The 17,009-nt window shown below is 54.8% G+C and carries 15 protein-coding genes; 14 read left to right on the top strand and 1 reads right to left on the bottom strand.

What is annotated here, in order from left to right; translation table 11 throughout:
- Window positions 1-358 precede the first annotated feature (358 nt).
- The 14 genes from J2X61_RS14760 to J2X61_RS14695 all read left to right on the top strand — a co-directional run bounded on the left by J2X61_RS14760 (window position 359) and on the right by J2X61_RS14695 (window position 16,031).
- Window positions 359-1,099 (top strand): SDR family oxidoreductase, encoded by a 741-nt coding sequence (locus tag J2X61_RS14760; protein WP_274467379.1) that lies wholly within the window; start codon window positions 359-361, stop codon window positions 1,097-1,099.
- 112 nt (window positions 1,100-1,211) lie between these two features.
- Window positions 1,212-1,730 carry a TetR/AcrR family transcriptional regulator gene (locus J2X61_RS14755; RefSeq protein WP_274467378.1) on the top strand — a complete coding sequence of 173 codons (519 nt, stop codon included), beginning with the start codon at window positions 1,212-1,214 and terminating at the stop codon, window positions 1,728-1,730.
- A 205-nt stretch (window positions 1,731-1,935) separates the two neighbouring features.
- The gene (locus J2X61_RS14750; RefSeq protein ID WP_274467376.1) at window positions 1,936-3,081 is read left to right on the top strand and encodes a mandelate racemase/muconate lactonizing enzyme family protein; all 1,146 of its coding nucleotides are present in this window, start codon (window positions 1,936-1,938) and stop codon (window positions 3,079-3,081) included.
- 32 nt (window positions 3,082-3,113) lie between these two features.
- Window positions 3,114-4,115, top strand: a complete 1,002-nt coding sequence (locus J2X61_RS14745) for a zinc-dependent alcohol dehydrogenase (protein ID WP_310188635.1) — start codon at window positions 3,114-3,116, stop codon at window positions 4,113-4,115.
- Complete coding sequence (locus J2X61_RS14740; protein WP_310188632.1) at window positions 4,112-4,879, top strand: SDR family NAD(P)-dependent oxidoreductase; 768 nt, start codon at window positions 4,112-4,114, stop codon at window positions 4,877-4,879. Before J2X61_RS14745 ends, J2X61_RS14740 begins: the two co-directional genes overlap by 4 nt.
- Before the next feature lie 37 nt (window positions 4,880-4,916).
- Window positions 4,917-5,909: a sugar phosphate isomerase/epimerase family protein gene (locus J2X61_RS14735; protein ID WP_274467371.1), complete on the top strand. Its 993-nt coding sequence runs from the start codon at window positions 4,917-4,919 to the stop codon at window positions 5,907-5,909.
- A gap of 21 nt (window positions 5,910-5,930) precedes the next feature.
- A complete protein-coding gene (locus J2X61_RS14730) occupies window positions 5,931-6,773 on the top strand; it encodes an SDR family NAD(P)-dependent oxidoreductase (RefSeq protein ID WP_274467369.1) in 843 nt (280 codons plus the stop codon).
- Window positions 6,757-7,530 (top strand): SDR family NAD(P)-dependent oxidoreductase, encoded by a 774-nt coding sequence (locus J2X61_RS14725; RefSeq protein ID WP_310188628.1) that lies wholly within the window; start codon window positions 6,757-6,759, stop codon window positions 7,528-7,530. Before J2X61_RS14730 ends, J2X61_RS14725 begins: the two co-directional genes overlap by 17 nt.
- A gap of 43 nt (window positions 7,531-7,573) precedes the next feature.
- Window positions 7,574-8,896 carry an alpha-galactosidase gene (melA, locus tag J2X61_RS14720; RefSeq protein WP_274467367.1) on the top strand — a complete coding sequence of 441 codons (1,323 nt, stop codon included), beginning with the start codon at window positions 7,574-7,576 and terminating at the stop codon, window positions 8,894-8,896.
- 724 nt (window positions 8,897-9,620) lie between these two features.
- Window positions 9,621-10,952, top strand: coding sequence for an ABC transporter substrate-binding protein (locus J2X61_RS14715; protein WP_274467366.1), 1,332 nt, complete (start codon window positions 9,621-9,623; stop codon window positions 10,950-10,952).
- Between the two features lie 68 nt (window positions 10,953-11,020).
- Window positions 11,021-11,959, top strand: a complete 939-nt coding sequence (locus tag J2X61_RS14710; RefSeq protein WP_310188622.1) for a carbohydrate ABC transporter permease — start codon at window positions 11,021-11,023, stop codon at window positions 11,957-11,959.
- On the top strand, window positions 11,956-12,774 hold the full coding sequence (locus J2X61_RS14705; protein ID WP_274467363.1) for a carbohydrate ABC transporter permease: 819 nt from the start codon (window positions 11,956-11,958) through the stop codon (window positions 12,772-12,774). The genes J2X61_RS14710 and J2X61_RS14705 overlap by 4 nt, the downstream gene beginning before the upstream one ends.
- 48 nt (window positions 12,775-12,822) lie before the next feature.
- Window positions 12,823-14,529, top strand: a complete 1,707-nt coding sequence (locus tag J2X61_RS14700) for a cache domain-containing sensor histidine kinase (protein ID WP_274467361.1) — start codon at window positions 12,823-12,825, stop codon at window positions 14,527-14,529.
- Window positions 14,526-16,031 (top strand): response regulator transcription factor, encoded by a 1,506-nt coding sequence (locus J2X61_RS14695; RefSeq protein ID WP_274467360.1) that lies wholly within the window; start codon window positions 14,526-14,528, stop codon window positions 16,029-16,031. Before J2X61_RS14700 ends, J2X61_RS14695 begins: the two co-directional genes overlap by 4 nt.
- Here J2X61_RS14695 and J2X61_RS14690 read toward each other — a convergent pair whose 3' ends face one another.
- Window positions 16,032-16,922: a helix-turn-helix transcriptional regulator gene (locus J2X61_RS14690; protein WP_274467357.1), complete on the bottom strand. Its 891-nt coding sequence runs from the start codon at window positions 16,920-16,922 to the stop codon at window positions 16,032-16,034.
- Between the last annotated feature and the right edge of the window lie 87 nt (window positions 16,923-17,009).

The following is a 17,009-nucleotide window of genomic DNA, read 5'->3' as shown; positions in this document are numbered from 1 at the left end:
GATGCCATATTGGTCATCTATATGATTTTTCGAATAGAATCAGCTGGGATGCAAAGCATTCGATTGAATGGATTCAGGAGGTGGGTAATCGCGCCCCAATGGACAGGATAGATGTGAATTAAACCTGTGAATACCGGGCTTTGAGAAGCGAACGTGTACAAGCGGCCCGTTTTGGTAAATCGGAGGGGACATTCCTATGCGACGAAGAGCCGGGGGGAAGATGGACGGTGAGAGAGGCTGAAGATGGCTTTTGGTTATCAAGTGACAAAATTATAAATTTGTCACTTGTAATTTGTTGTGGATATGCATATAATGAAATCAACAAGACAATCATGAATTAATAAGGAGGATTAATCCCATGAATCATTTATCCGGTAAAGTAGCTATCGTTACAGGCGCATCCCGCGGCATCGGGCGCGAAATCGCAGAAAGGCTGGCCGGCAGCGGAGCGAAGGTCATCATTAATTTCGCCAGCAACCCGGTACCGGCGGAAGAGGTTGTAGCTCGTATCAAGGCGAACGGCGGGGAAGCCATCGCGGTCAGAGCGGACGTGAGTCGTGTAGCCGAGATCGAGAAGCTGTTTCTGGCGGCGCTCGAGGCGTACGGGCAAATCGACATTCTCGTCAATAATGCCGGGATTATGGTGACCAAACCGCTTGCCGCTGTGACGGAGGAAGATTATGACCAACAGTTTGCGATTAATGCCAAAGGTACGTTTTTCGCTTGTCAGCAGGCATTGAAGCATATGAATAAAGGCGGGCGCATCATTAATTTCTCAACGTCCGTCGCCGGCATGATGTTCCCGACTTACAGCGTATATGTAGGCTCCAAAGGAGCCGTTGAACAGTTCTCGCGCCAGCTTGCGAAGGAATTCTCTCCGGCAGGGATTACGATCAATACAGTTGCCCCCGGCCCGGTGAATACGGAGCTGTTCACAGCCGGCAAGTCCGAGCAGCAAATTCAAGCCATTCAAAATCTGAACGCTTTCGGAAGATTGGGAGAACCGGAGGACATCGCAGGGGTCGTGCTGTTCTTGGCCAGCGAAGAGTCGCGGTGGATTACGGGCCAAACGATCCGAGTGAATGGCGGAATGGTTTAATCCAAAGCCTACGATGTCTTGCATTATCCGCAGGGATCATCTATACTAAGCTCAGATAGTGATTGATCAATTACTATCTGAGCTTTTTAATTTGCAAAGGAGGTCACTACGATTGGTTAAGGGTGTCACGTCTTCCGATCGGCGCAAGGATATCATCTCCGCCGCCGTCGAGATATTTGCCGAGCTTGGCTATTATCGCGCGACCACGGCACAGGTTGCCGAACGCGCAGCGATCTCCCAGCCGTACGTCTATCGGTTCTTCACCAAGGAGTCGCTGCTTGTGGCGGCGTTGGAAGTCTCCTGGCAGCGAATTCTCGAAACGTTCGGGCAGGTGAAGATGACGTCGTCGGCCGACCGGCTGGAGGAAGGCTTTATCCGAGCCTATGAGGCTGTCATGCAATCGCACCGGAATGAGATTTTGCTGCAGATGCAAGCGCAGACGATCCAAGAACCGCCGATCCGCGCGGCCATGAGGAAAGGGATGGAGGACGTGAAGCAGTTTGTCCTGCAAGCTTTTCAGGAAGCGGGCATGGAGCAGGCGGAGGAGCGTACTTCCAACTTTTTGGCAAGAGGCATGCTGTGCAACGTTTCTTTAGCGTTGGATATGCCGGATTTGATGCTAAAAAAATAGCATCAAATTTTTTTGAATATTGTTGATTGGTCGATCAATAATTTATGGGTTCGCCGAAAGGCGGGCCTCTTTTTTTTCGGAAAAGTCCAACATGTTCTCTCCTTTGGGCAAATATCGGCGGCATCATATTTGTTACAATGCTTATGAAAGCTTGTTAGCACTTCGACCCATGCTAGGATAGAAAAGTGAAAGGACAGGTAGCCCCATGATCATTACGAACGTAGAAACGTTTATCGTCGGGAACTCGTGGAAAAATTGGCTGTTCGTTAAATTGCACACGAAGGATGGCGTTTATGGTATCGGAGAAGGCACCTTGAACGGATTCGCCAAAACGGTGGAGGCGGCGGTTCACGAGCTGAAGCATCTGTACATCGGGATGGACGTTCATGATGTGGAGACGATCGCCCTCAAGATGACGCGTGACGTGTACTCGGATGGCGGACAAATCCAGGGCTCGGCGCTGGCTGCAATTGAAACCGCTTGCTGGGATATTATCGGCAAAGAAGCGGGGCAGCCGCTGTATAAGCTGCTGGGCGGCAAATGCCACGAGAAGCTGCGCTGCTATGCGAACGGCTGGTACCGGGGGCCGCGCGATCCGCAAAGCTTCCATGACAAGGCGAAGGATGTCGTCGCCAGAGGCTATACGGCTTTGAAATTCGATCCCTTCGGCAACGCTTGGCGGACGGTGGAGCGCAAAGACTTTCAGACCGGCCTGGAGATTATCGCGGCGGTTCGCGAAGCGGTCGGCCCGGAGGTCGACATTTTGATTGAAGGGCATAACCGGTTCAGCGTCCACACGGCGCTCCAATTCGCAGAGGCTATGCTGCCCTATGAGCCGGCTTGGTTCGAAGCGCCGGTGCCGCCGCAGCGGATCTCCTCCATGGTCGAGGTGGCGCGGCGCAGCCCGGTGCCTGTCGCTTGCGGCGAGGACTATTATAATCGCGAGCAGTTCGCCGAGCTGCTGAAGCACGACGCAGTACATATCATTCAGCTGGAGCCGCAGTATCTGGGGATCTCCGCTTCGAAACAAATATGCGGCATGGTGCATGCGCATAACGGGGTGACGGCTCCGCACAGCGCACAAGGCCCGATCTGTTCGGTCGTTTGTGCGCATTTGAATATGGCGACGCCGAATTTCTATATCCATGAAATATTCGATGAATTTAATGAGCCTTGGGAAGAAGAGCTGCTGACGCCTCCGCTCAAAGTGAACCGCGGATATTTGCTGCCGCCTGAAGGTCCGGGTTTGGGGATCGATCTGAACCTGGAGGAGATTGCGAAGCATCCCTATGATCCCGGTCATTGGCTTCCCTTGTTCAAGCAGGGCTGGGAGAAGCGCGAGAAGCATTGAATAAGCTGAGAGCCTGTTAAGGAGGGGTGCGCGTGAAGGCTTTAGTTTACGAAGGGCCGAGCACGATGATCATGAGGGAAGTGGAGCAGCCTGTGCCCGGACCGGATGAAGTGTTAATCCGCGTGGAGCGGGCTGGCATCTGCGGCTCCGAGCTTGGCGGCTACTTGGGACACAATTCCTTGCGGAAGCCGCCGCTCATTATGGGGCACGAATTCTCCGGCACCGTTGCACTGGCCGCGAGCGGCAGCAGCCGGCTGCGCCAAGGGGACCGGGTGACGGCGAATCCGCTCGTCTCCTGCGGGCGCTGCCGCGCCTGTACGAACGGGGCTGCGCAGCTGTGCCCGGAGCGCAAACTGATCGGGGCGCACCGTCCCGGAGCATTCGCGGAGTATGTTGCGATTGCGGAGAAGAACGTGTACCGGCTGGAGGATCGTGTTTCAATGGATGAAGGCGCTTTCGCCGAGCCGTTTGCCTGTGCGGTGCACATCTGCAAGCTGCTCCGGCCGCTCCCGACGGACCGGCTGCTCATTATGGGCGGAGGGCCGATCGGCCTGCTGGCGCTGCAGGCGGCGAAGGTGTACGGCCTGAGGCATATCATGGTCGTCGACATCAACGAGCAGCGGCTGGAGATCGCCCGCGAGCTGGGGGCCGTGACAGCGGCGAGCGTCACCGGCGAGACGTATGACGCCGCGATCGATGCCGTCGGCATGGAGCTCACCCGCCAGGCCTGCGTGGAGTCGGTCAGACCGGGGGGCCGGGTCATCTTCACGGGACTGCATGAAGAAGCAAGCCGGCTGCCCATTAATGCCATCATCCGCAGTGAAATCCAAATGACCGGCGCTTTCGCCTATCACACCGACGATTTCGAGACGGCTCTTCAGTGGATCAGCGAGGGACGTGTATCCTTATCGCCATGGACACAGCTCGCTCCTCTCGAAGACGGGGGCGCTTGCTTTGAGACGCTAATCAAGAGCCCGGGCAAAATCGCCAAAATCTTATTCGCGCTGAACGGGGAAGGGGACAGGATGCGATGAGCTTGGATATATTCAAATTGGATGGCCGCATCGCTTTGATTACCGGCGGAACAGGGGGGCTGGGCTACGTGATGGCTGAGGCTCTAGCCCAGGCCGGGGCTGACGTCATCGTGACGAGCCGTGATCTGGCGAAGGCGGAGGCGGCGGCGCAAAGTATCGCCGCGGCAACTGGCAGGCGCGCGCTCGGTCTGGCCGCGGACGTCACATCCGCCGAGCAGGTCGAGGCGATGGTCGATGCCGCCGTCGGGGCGTTCGGCCGGATCGATATTTTGATCAATAACGCCGGGATTAACGTGCGGAAGCCGATTGAGGATTTCGATGAGGCGAGTTGGGACCTCGTGCAACATACGAATTTGAAGGCGCCGTTTCTGTGCGCGCGCGCTGTGGCCAAAACGATGAAAAGCCAGTGCTACGGCAGAGTGATCAATATGTCTTCCATGCTGGGCAGCATCGCGCTTCCGGAGAGGGGAGCCTACTGCTCCAGCAAGGGCGGTCTCATACAGCTCACGAAGGTACTTGCTCTGGAATGGGCGCCGTACAATATTACAGTGAACGCGCTGTGCCCCGGTCCGATCGCGACCGAGCTAAACACGGTTGTGATGAACAATCCGGAGGCGAACCGGTTCTTCGTGGACAATATCGCACTCGGACGGTGGGGGAGACCGGAGGAGATCGTCGGCGCCATTATTTATATGGCCTCTGACGCTTCCAGCTTCATGACGGGGGCTTCAATGGTCGTTGACGGCGGTTGGACGGCGCGGTAGCGGCAGGAAGCCGCTTACCGAGGAGAGGGGAACGGGTATGAAACTAGGTCTTGCCGTATACGGCACAACGTTCATGATGGGCATTCATCCGCAAGCGAAACGTCCGCGCATTAAGGCCTCCGAGCTGCTGGATCAAGCCGCACAGTACGGACTCCAAGGCATAGAGCTCCCCCTGTCGCTGCTGGAGGGGGAGGATGCCGCCAGCTTGGCTCGCACGGCTCAGGCTCGCGGCCACTATCTCGTTATAGCCTCAGGGGGCTATGACCCGCAGCCGCTGAAGCATGCGATCGAAGCGGCTGCAAGGCTGGGCGCGAAGGTCGTAAGGACGGTCGTCGGCGGTGCGGATTTCGGCGGCGACCGGCGGCGGATGGCTGGGCGGTGGCACGATTTCATGCAGGAAGTGCTGGCCGGATTGGGAGAGGCGGCGAGAGCGGCAGAGCAGGCAGGTGTTACGCTCGCGGTAGAGAACCATCAGGACCTCGCTTCCGAGGAGCTGATCTGGCTCTGCGAGGAGATTGGCTCGCCGAGCTTCGGCATTACGCTGGATACCGGCAATCCGCTCGCTACGGCGGAGGAGCCGGTTGAATTCGCGAAGCGGATCGGCCCCCACCTCAAGCATGTTCACTTGAAGGATTATTGGATCTATTTAAGCGATGAGGGCTACCGGCTCGTGCGCTGTCCGCTCGGGCAAGGCGCGGTTGATTTCTCAGCCTTATTCGACGTGTTCGCTGTATTTTGTCCGGAGGTGTCTATGTCGATGGAGCTCGGGGCGCTGGAAGCCCGCCATACGCGAGTTCTCTGTGACGATTATTGGCGGGACTACCCGCCGAGGTCGGCGTCACAGCTGGCGAAGCTGCTGCGGTTCGTACAGGCGGAAGCCAGACCGGCAGGCGATTGGCGCACGCCTTACGAGAAGCGAGCACCGGAGGAGGACGTCGCCGCCTACGAACAGCGGCAGTTGTTATCGAGCTTGGCCTATATGCAGCATACACTCCAAGAACGCAGCCGGGCCATTCGGCAGACATTGTGAACGGAGAGGGGACGGAAGGCCATGCACATTGATTTAACGGGGAAAGTTGCCATTGTCACAGGGGCCGGGCGGGGGATAGGGCGAGTGATCGCTTCTGCGCTGGCGCGAGAAGGCGTCGTTACGGTTGTCACCGACATTAAGGAGGCTGACTTAGCGGATGTTCAGAAAGAATTCGACCGGGAAGGGTACAAGGGAAGCACGTACTTGTGCGATGTCCGCGATGAGCGGCAGATCCAGCACGTCGTTGGGCAGGTGACGGATACCTACGGGCGTATCGATATTTTGGTCAATAATGCCGGGGTCGCCGGAGGAGCGCCTGTGGATGTGCTCTCGGAGGAGGTTTGGGATCTGAACCTCGACATTAACTTGAAAGGCACCTTCCTGATGTGCAAGGCCGTCGCACCGGTTATGAAACGGCAGAAGTCGGGACGCATCATGAACGCAGCCTCCTTCGCGGCGATCGTGCCGAGCTATGGCAGTGCCGCGTATGCGTCGTCCAAGGCCGGCGTAGAGCAATTCACCCGGGTATTGGCCGGTGAGCTGGGGCCGTGGAACATAGCGGTGAACTGCTATGCTCCGGGCATGATTCCGACGGATATGAACCATTTCGCCGAGCTGCAGGAGCCCCAGCAGCAGCGGCTTCTGGACACTCTGACGCTGCGCCGCTGGGGGGAAAAGAGCGATGTCGCTCACCTGATCTGCTTCCTTGCCTCCGACTATGCCGGTTATATTACCGGCACGATGATCGATATTAGCGGCGGCAAGCTGGCGACGCAAATTCCGCGAGTCGCTTATGAGAAAGCTGCCGCCGAAGGCGCTTACGAATTCCAGGAGAGGGGGAGAAGCGATGAGCGATCAGGTTAGCTACCGCTATATCGGCAAGACCGTGCTCGTGACGGGAGCGGCCAAAGGGATCGGAGCGGCGATCGCGGGTGAATATTTACTCGCCGGTGCGAGCGTTGTGATCGCGGATTACGACGAGCAGGGCGAAGAAGTCGCCGCTCAGTGGCGCCAGGAAGGCTACCCCGCCCAATTCGTCCGCTGTGACGTGGCGAAGGGCGACGAGGTGGCGCACATGGTCGCTTATGCGGAGACGGCGTTCGGAGGCTTGGACATCGTCGTGAACAATGCGGGCATATTCCCCCGCGCCGACTTATTTCAGACCGATGAGGCGTTCTGGGATAAGGTCATGGGGGTGAATCTTAAGGGTGCATACCTCACCTGCCAGGCTGCCGTACCGGGCATGATCCGCAGGGGCGGCGGCAGCATCGTGAACATCGGCTCGCTGCACGCTTCCAAAGGGGCGCCGGATACGTTGGCCTACGCGATATCCAAAGGCGGCATCGTCACGCTGACGCGGAATCTGGCGGGCACTCTCGCGAAGCATCGCATTCGTGTGAACTGCATCCACCCCGGCTGGGTATCTTCGGAAGGGGAGCTGGCGCGGCTCGCATCGCTCGGCGAGGACGGGAAGTCGCTGGAGCAAGCGTCTCAGCGGATGCCGATGGGCCGGATGCAGAATGGCAAAGATATTGCATCCGCGGTGCTTTATATCACCTCGGATGCCGCCGGTCAGGTTACCGGGCAGCAACTGACGGTTGACGGCGGTCTAGGTTTGTGAGGTTTGTGAGGTTTGTGAGTCGAGTGAGGAGTGTGATGCCGGTATGACGAAGATTGCTTTCATTGGTGCAGGCAGCTTGGTATTTACCAAAAATCTGGTTCGCGATTTGCTGACGTTTCCCGCTTTTGAGGCTTGCACGATCGCTCTGATGGATATTTCGGAAGAACGGCTGGCCTATGCCAAGACAGCTGTAGATAACATCATCGCCGCGGGAGGATATCAGGCTACCGTGCAGGCGACGACCGACCGGGCGGAGGCGCTGACGGGAGCGGACGGCGTCGTCTGCACGATCCTCGTGGGCGACTTGGAAGTCTGGCGCACGGATATCGAAATCCCCAAAGCGTACGGCGTCGATATCAATATCGGCGATACCCGGGGACCGGCGGGCATATTCCGGTTTCTGCGCACCGTGCCCGTCATGCTGGAGCTTTGCCGGGACATCGAACGCTATTGTCCTGAGGCGATATTCCTGAACTATTCCAACCCGATGGCCATGCTCGTCAGAGCGATGCAAAGTCAGAGCAGCGTTCAGGTCACGGGCTTGTGCCACAGCGTGCAGGGAACCGCTGCGATGCTGGCCGGCTGGATCGGTGCGCCGATGGAGGAGATTACTTATCGCTGTGCGGGCATCAATCATCAAGCGTTTTATTTGGATTACAAATGGAAAGGGCAGGATGCCTATCCGCTAATTCGGGAAGCGGTGATGAGCCGGCCGGAAATTTACAACGAGGAGCAGGTTCGCAACGAGATGTTCCTGCACTTGGACTACTATGTGACCGAATCCAGCGGTCATAACTCCGAGTATAACGCGTGGTTCCGCAAGCGGCCGGATTTGATCGAGAAATATTGTACCCACGGCACGGGCTGGAATCCGGGACACTATGGCGAAATTATCCATTATGCCGAGAAGCTGCGGGGGAATTGGCATAAGCAGATGGAGACGTGGCGCGATAGCCCCGTCGATCTGAGGCGCGGCGAGGAATATGCCTCTTACATCTTCAATGCGACCATTGGAGACGGTACGCTCTTCGAGTTCAACGGCAATGTGCGGAATATGGGCTACATCGATAATTTGCCTCGCGGCTGCTGTGTGGAGGTGCCGGTGTTGGCATCCAAAGGGCGGCTGAGCCCGATTCACGTCGGCCCGCTTCCGGATCATCTGGCGATTCTCGTGAACACAAGCGCCCGCTGCGAGGAACTGGCCGTGCGAGGGGCGCTTACCGGGGATCCGCGGGACATTTTCCACGCGGTCTGCTTTGATCCGCTAACGTCAGCGGTGTTAAGCTTGGCCGAGATTAAAGAGATGGTCGACCGCATGTTCGAGGCGAACCAGGCTTGGCTGCCTCAGTTCCGGCACACACAGTAGTGAAGTGGTGAGGGGGGACCTCTGTCGAGCGAACGGTTGCCCGGAGAAAGCTGTGCGATAATCGGATGGTCCCTGATTTCCCGTTGAATGCCGTGCTCCTTCAGGACGGTTTGGCCGATAAGCGCTATGCCCCCCATCCAGGTGATCCTGGTTGGCCGGCAGGGCTGGATTAACTGGAATTTCTCCTTCTATTTCTTCCTAATGATGCTCATACCGGCGTGATAACTGGAAAATATCGTGTTATTTTGATAGAAAATGCCGTATTTTCCCCATCAACCGCCATTTTAGCTGGAGATATTCCTGTTATTCTTCTCGGCGGGCCATTTGGGCATTGAATTAACGGGAGTTTTTCCAGTTATCGCAGACAAATGGGCGCAAGTGGGTTGGACTGGGAGGAAACGCAGTGAGGGTGAGCGGGAATGAGGATTATGATGGTGAATGAAGTCAAATGATCGAGAGCGGGTGCAAGCGGAAGGCAGGCGCGAGCGGTTAGGATCAGGAGACAGGCAGCGGAATCGCTGAATAAATAACATATAGCTCAACCCTCGCTCCCTTGAGGTTGGGCTTTTTGCCATAAGCTCCATAAAAAATAGCGCTTCCATTGTAGATTTAGTACACTTGTAAGCGCAACCAAATTTGATATGATTAACTTGTGATACATTCTGTTACGAACAGAAGACATGCAGGGTCATCACTCAAACATGCAAAGGGAGGATTCGTAAAAATGAAAAAAACATTTTTAAGCGTCGCTGCCATGATGCTCACGGTGTCAGTCGTCTTCATGGGCTGCTCCAGCCGGCCAAGCTCCGGGACATCGACCGACAGTCCGGCGGCGACTACGAAACCGACAACGACGACGGCAGCCAGTACCCCAGATGCCAAACCGAGCGGGGATAAAATCAAGCTGACGGTTTACAGCACGATCTCCGAGCTGCCCAATCAGGAAATGATGAAGGGGATTGCAGCCGATTTCACGAAGGAGAACCCGAACATCGCTGTTGAATTCCAATTTCCCGGCGCAGAATACGAGAATATCCTAAAGGTCAAAATGGCGGCAAACGATTTGCCGGACGTCTTCGATACGCATGGTTGGGCGATTATCCGATATGGCAAGTACTTGGCCGATTTGCGCAATGAGCCATGGGCTAAGGATATGACCGACACGATCAAGCCCGTCGTCACCGACAAAGACGGCAAGGTCGAAGCGCTTGTCATGAGCGAAGCCAAAGACGGCATTTCCTACAATGCCGAGATTCTTGAGAAATACAGCATTACTCCGCCCAAAACGTTCGACGAACTGATGGCGGCAGCCGAGAAAATCAAGACATCCAGCAATGGCGCCGTCACGCCTTTCTTCATGTCAGGTGTGGATAACGGAATGATCGGCGGCTTCTCCGATCTGTACGCCACCTCGATGTTCATCTCGCCGGCGACGAACGATGCCAAAACGCTGCTTGACGGGACCTTCGATTGGAACAAATGGACGCCGCTTGCTCAGAAACTCCAGGATATGAACAAGAAGGGGTATATCAACAAGGACGTGCTGACCGCCAAATACAGCGACATGCCGCAGCTGTTTGCGCAGGGCAAAGTGGCTTTCGTATTCGGGGCGCCTTCCTTCGCGGACGAAGTGTACAAATACAATAAAAATGCGAAAATCGGTATAGCTCCGCTGACCTCCATGGTCGATGGCGACAGCCAATCCTTCTCCGGCGGCGAGCGCTACACGATGGGCGCCTGGAAGGACGGCAAGCATTTGGCCGAATCCAAGAAGCTGATCGCTTTCTTCGCCAAGCCGGAGAACATGTCCAAAATCGCCAACGCCACCAAGCTTCCGGCCGGACTGAAGAACATCGAATCCAAGCATGAATTCTCCGAGTACTACAAACAATTCGAGAATATTCGCGTATTCCCTTATTTCGACCGGGTCTACCTGCCGAACGGCATGTGGGACGTCATGTGCAAAACAGGCGTCGCCCTGCTCGCCGGAACCGTTACGCCTCAGCAATTCTCCGATAAAATGAAATCCGAATACTTGCGTCTGCGCAATCAGTAATAGCTGACAGAAGGAGGGTGACAGCTGCCCTCCTTTCTCTCTTTTATATGAAGGAGGAAGGTGATCTTATGGCTGAATCAAGGACCGCACTTGTACAGACCGGTACCCGGAAGAAATCGGAAACGGCTTGGAACCGCCTCGTGCGCAGCGGAGCTCTGCTGAATTTGCTCTACATTCCGGCGCTGCTCTTGTTTATTATTTTCATTTTCTATCCGTTTTTCAAAGGGGTCAAAATTTCGTTTACGAACTGGGACGGCTACAATCAGGATTACAAATGGATCGGCTTCACCAACTACAAGCGCATGTTCACGGATCCGGAAATTATTAAGGTCATCGGCAATACGGCCATATACGGTATCGGCAGCGCTGTGTTTCAGAACGTTATCGGGCTGCTGTACGCTTTATTTTTGAATATGAACATTCGAACCCGAGGACTTGTCCGCACGGTCATTTATTTGCCGGTTATCATCTCGTCCTTAATTATGGGATATATCTGGTACTTCTTCTTCCAGTTTCAGGGCGGCGCCATCAATGACATTATTTTGTTGTTCCACAACGAGCCGTCGAACTTGCTGGGGGATCCCAAGCTCAACGTGTGGATTATTACATTTGTGAATACGTACCAGTATTTGGGGATTGCGATGGTACTCTATTTGGCCGGCCTGCAATCCATCCCCCGGGACTACTATGAGGCTGCGACGATTGACGGAGCGGGCCCCCTGCAGCGATTCGCACATGTGACATGGCCGCTGATTGCGCCTGCTTTTACCGTCTCCATGGTATTGAATCTGATCGGCGGTCTCAAGCTGTTCGACGTCATCGTCGCGTTGACGAACAGCGGTCCGGGTTATGCATCGGCTTCATTATCTTCGATTATGTATCTGCTTTACTTCGGGCGTGAGGATGCCGGTTATGCGGCGACGATCGGGATCTTGATGTTCATCATGATTTCCATCGTCAGCATTTCAGCGCTGTTGTTTCTCAGGAAGAGGGAGGTTAACGCATGAAAAACAAACGGAAAAGCCTGTTAACGTTCGTCTCCCTCCTCATCTGCTTGATTCATATTTTACCGTTCTATATTTTGATCACGACCTCGCTCAAAGCATTCGACGACCTAAGCTCCAAATGGATGTTTCCCGGTTACTTGTATCTCGACAATTTCCGGGATGCTTGGAAGGAGGCGCATTTGGCGGAGGCATTCCGGAGCAACTTCATCGTAACCGTCATCTCCATCGTGCTGATCGTCATCGTCGGCGCCATTGCGGCTTATCCGCTTGCCCGGCGCCAAACGAGCTGGAACAAGTTCATCTATGCCGTTTTCGTTTCGGCGTTAATCGTTCCCCCATTGACTATTTTGGTTCCCTTGTATAAATTTATGGTAGATATTGGCGGCATGAATCAATACTGGGGCATTATTTTATTGTTCATTACGTTCAATCTGCCAATGACTATTTTCTTGTACACCGGCTTCATCTCCACCATACCGCGGGATTTGGACGAAGCGGCGATGATGGACGGGGCAGGGCGCTTTCAGCTTTTTTTCACCGTGATCCTGCCGCTGCTTAAGCCTGTCACCGCGACTGTCATTATTTTGTCCGGCGTTGCGGTGTGGAACGACTATCAATTCTCGATTTTCTTCTTGCAGAAGCCGGAAATGAGAACCATTACGGTAGCGCTCTCAACGTTCTTCGGCCAGTATACGAGCAACGTGGGCTGGGTGGCCGCGGGTTCTTTCATGGGCGCGATTCCGATGACGATTGTTTATTTATTTTTGCAGCGCTACTTTGTCTCAGGACTGGCTTCCGGCGCCATCAAAGGATAACGCTAGGAGGATTATACCATCAGACAATCGATTCGATTCCGGTTATCCTTGCTCTTCTTCATCACGATTGTTATTCCGATTGTCGGTATTGTCGTGAAACTGCCTTCTTATTATCTCGATTTGATCAAAGAACAAGAGTCCTCTCTGCTTGAGGGGACTTTAACTGCTCTTACGTTCGATATCCAAACGTACTTGGACGATTTGGAACGAATGACGGTCACCCCTTATTTGAACAATGAAGTCATGCTGGCTTTGAAGCTGAAATCAACCTCACAATGGCAGCTCCTCACCCCCTATGAGCAGTACGAGGCGGAAGAGGTGCTGAATAAGACACTCCCCAACTATTTGAAAAATATGCGCAAAGACATATTGGGAACCATTCTGCTGCCGATGGATGGTTCCGTTTATATTACACCGCCGGGCAGCTACTCGGATCAGGCGGTGAAAGGCTTTCCCTTCGCCAAGCAGGACTGGTATATCAAGGCGGTGCGGGCGGACGGGAATGTGGCGTTCACCGGCGTTCACAAACAGGACTATTTGAATAACGCGGATAGCGAGGTCTTCTCCGTCGCGCGTTTGATCAAGGACCCAGATTCCAGCCGCCCCCTGGGCATTATCATGGCGGATGCGGACACCGACCTCTTGGATCAAATGATGAAAGGCATCCGGCTGAGCAATGACGCGAAGGTGGTCATCCTTGACGATAACCAGCAATTGATCTATGCGAATCATGCGATTTCGACGGACATGCTGCAGCAGCTTGCATTCGGAAGCAAGACCGTCACGGATGCGAAGGAATCGTATTCGGTCGTCCGCGAGCAGATCTCTCGCGCTAACTGGGTGATTGCGATCCTGTCGCCGGAAGCATTCATCCAAGCGCATTTGCAGCGCGTGTATTGGATCGGGTTCGCTTTTGCAGCCAGCGGCCTGTTGATCGCATTGATTTTGTATTTTACCGTGTCGCACTGGATCGTTACGCCCTTCAAGCGGATGATTCAAGTGATGAAGCGCGTGCAGCGCGGGGATATGGATACCCGGTACCGGGTTAAGGGCAACGATGAAATTTCCCAGCTGGGCGTCAATCTGAATACGATGATCTCTAAGCTCGGGGAGCTGATCGACCGGGAATACAAAGCCGTGCTGGGCAAGCGGAACGCGGAATACCGGGCCTTGCAGTCGCAGATTCAGCCGCACTTTCTGTACAATACCTTGAACGGCTTCATCGGTCTCAACCGGACGGGGCAGAGCATGCAGTTGGAGCGGGCGATTCTCTCGCTGAGCGGAATGCTGCGTTACACCCTGGAGCATAACGATTGGGCGCAGCTGCAGGAGGAAATCGATTTTATTAACAAGTACTGCGGACTGCAGCAGGTTCGTTTCGCGGACAAAATTCAGGTGCACCTGTCCTGCGATCCGGATGCGCTGACCATCATGATCCCGAAGCTGCTGCTGCAGCCGATCATCGAGAATGCGATCATTCACGGAATTGAGCCTTGCGATCACAGCTGCGAGCTGCACATGGAGATCCGTCTTCAACCTATGGACGGCGGGGAAGACGAAGAGTTATCCATTCTTATCCGCGATAATGGGGTAGGGTACGATGTGAGCGAGGTGCAGGAGGGCCTTGGGATCCGGAATGTGAGAGAGCGGCTGCAGCTGTCCTTCGAGGGGGCATCGATGGCTGTCCGGAGCGCCAAGGATGAAGGGACGAGCGTTCAGATCCTAATACCTGTAAAGGATGTGAGACGAGGATGAAATTGATCATAGCGGACGATGAGAATTTGATTCGGGCGAGCATTCGCAGTATGGTGCAGGATGTGGAATCCTCCTGGCAAATTGTCGGCGAGGGAGCCAATGGGGAGGAACTCCTCGAATTGGTCAAAGAACATAAGCCGACCGCAGCGATCATTGATATCCGAATGCCCCGGATGAACGGGCTGGAGGCTATGCGTCTGGGCAAAATCATCTCCCCGTACACGAAATGGATCATTCTGAGCGGATTTTCCGACTTTGCTTACGCACAGGAAGCACTGCAGTTGGGAGCTTCCGATTATTTGCTGAAGCCCTTGAATCCTTCGGATCTGGAGCGGGCGCTGACGAACACGGCCAAACATAATCAGGAATTCATTCAAATGCATAATCAGCAATTCGAAAACAATTTATTCGCTCTATGCAACGGCTTGACAAGTTTACGATATGAGGAGCTGGATAGCGTCTATGTGCAGGGGTGGTTCATCGGGGCCGTCTGCATGTTCGACACAACGCTGACCGGGAAGTCCTTGTCGGACATGACATGCGCCTTCTATGACGATCTCCGTGCGCGGATGGCGGGCAGCCTCGTCTATGGGATCAATTATGCCATTGTGTCGCTGCCTGACGGCGAATGCGCAGCCATCGGGTCATGGGATCCGGCCAAAGGCGCGGACAGCGGAGAACCGGTGAAGCAATTTTTTGAGGAGCTGGCCGGGATTGCTCAACAGCACCGGCGGGAAGACTGGGCAGTAACCGTGATGCAAACGAACGAGTGCCGGGGATTCGATCAACTGAATGCGCAGCTGGGACAGCTTGGCGAGTGGAGCTGCCTGCGAGCGGTGAGGGGCATCGGGCGCCGGATCGGGTACGGGGAGCTGGAGGCGGAGGCCGGCGTTGCGGACAACGTGAGAATCAGCCAGCTCCTCTGCGCGATGAAGCAGCATCTGCATTTCAGAGCTTACTTGCATTACCAAACGGCGGTGAACGAGCTGGAGGGCGTGCTGCAAACGGGCAAGAGAGGAGCTGGAGGCGAGCTTGTGAAGGAAGCCGTTCAGCTGTTTATCCGCCAGGCGCTGGGAGTGGGGAATTCCCAGGCCGGGCCGCTGCCAGAGAGCGAACTGATTAGGGAGCTTCGCCTGATGGGCGAGAGCAAGCTCCGGGAGAACAAGACAAGGGAGCCGGTTGCGGCCGACCTCATCGATCAGGTCATCCGCTATCTGGAGCAGCATTACATGGATGATATCGGTATCGGCTCGATCGCCCAGCAGCTCAATGTCTCGGCCAACTATTTAAGCATGCTGTTCAACAAAAAAACAGGCACCCCGTTCGTCAAATATTTAACGAACATCCGCATGCTGAAGGCGAAGGAGCTGCTCCTCAATACGAATTTGCAAGTGAAGCAAATCGCCGAGAAGGTCGGCTACTACAGCACGCGGCATTTTACCAAATTGTTCGTGGAGAACTGCTCCAGCTATCCGTCCGATTACCGCAAAAGCCATGCCTAATCAAATGATTTGTGAGAATTTGCGGTACTGCTGCGCCGACATGCCTTCCCACTTCTTGAACACGCGGCTGAAGTAGTGGAAGTCGTCATAGCCGATTTCCATCGCGATTCGTTCGATTTTATCATCGGTTTCCCGAAGCAGTCTCTTTGCCTGTTGGTGCCGGACCGATTGCAGGTACTTATTAGGGCTCATGCCCAGCATATCCTTAAAAAGCTTACTCATATAGTCTTCATGAACATTGATGAAAGCGGCCATTTCACCATTGGTCCACTTTTTTCGGTAACTCGTTTGGAGTTCATGGGCTAGATGCAGTAAGCTTTCTTCGTATTTGGGGTGGAGCGTGCGGTTCGTTTCGGCTTGATGCCGAATGAGCAGGGTGAGCATTTGCAGCATGAGCCCTTTGCACACCATTTCATAGCCCTGCCGTTGCTCGGTCATTTCGTGGATGGTTGCTTCCATAAGCGAAACAATGCTAGGAGGCAGCATGACGGCATAGTGCTCTGGGAACAAGGCTGTGCCGTCGACGTACGGCATTGCGCAGAAACAGTCCGGGTGGAGGTTGCTCTCATCGACGACAATATCGTTCTGCTTCAACCGCAGGTCGCTGAAGAAATCGAAGTGAATGCCCAGCAGATGCGCGTGCGGCGCCGATAACACCTCGATGCTGTGAAAGATACCCGCAGGCAGGAACAACAAGTGCCCCGCGGGGACCGGTATCGTCGTCCCCATCAGTGTTGCCCGGAGTTCGCCTTGGATCACGTAGAGGAACTGAAAATCATAAATGCGCCGCGCCCATTTGAACTGCGGCGTTCTCTGATGCAATTGCGCCCAATGGACGCTTGGCGCTAGTTCGCGAAAAGCCGTATGCCGAATCGGAGATGTAACGGTCATGGTCATCACCATCCAACGGGTAGACTAAGTCAGCTTCATTTCCATTTTATCACAGGATGCGGTCGGCTTTTGTAGAAGTTTGGCATA

Origin of the sequence: Bacillus sp. 3255, from assembly GCF_031456485.1 — a bacterium.
GTDB lineage: Bacteria > Bacillota > Bacilli > Paenibacillales > NBRC-103111 > Paenibacillus_E.
The sequence above is the reverse complement of the archived record's forward strand: the minus strand, read 5'-3'. Positions and strand labels throughout refer to the sequence as shown.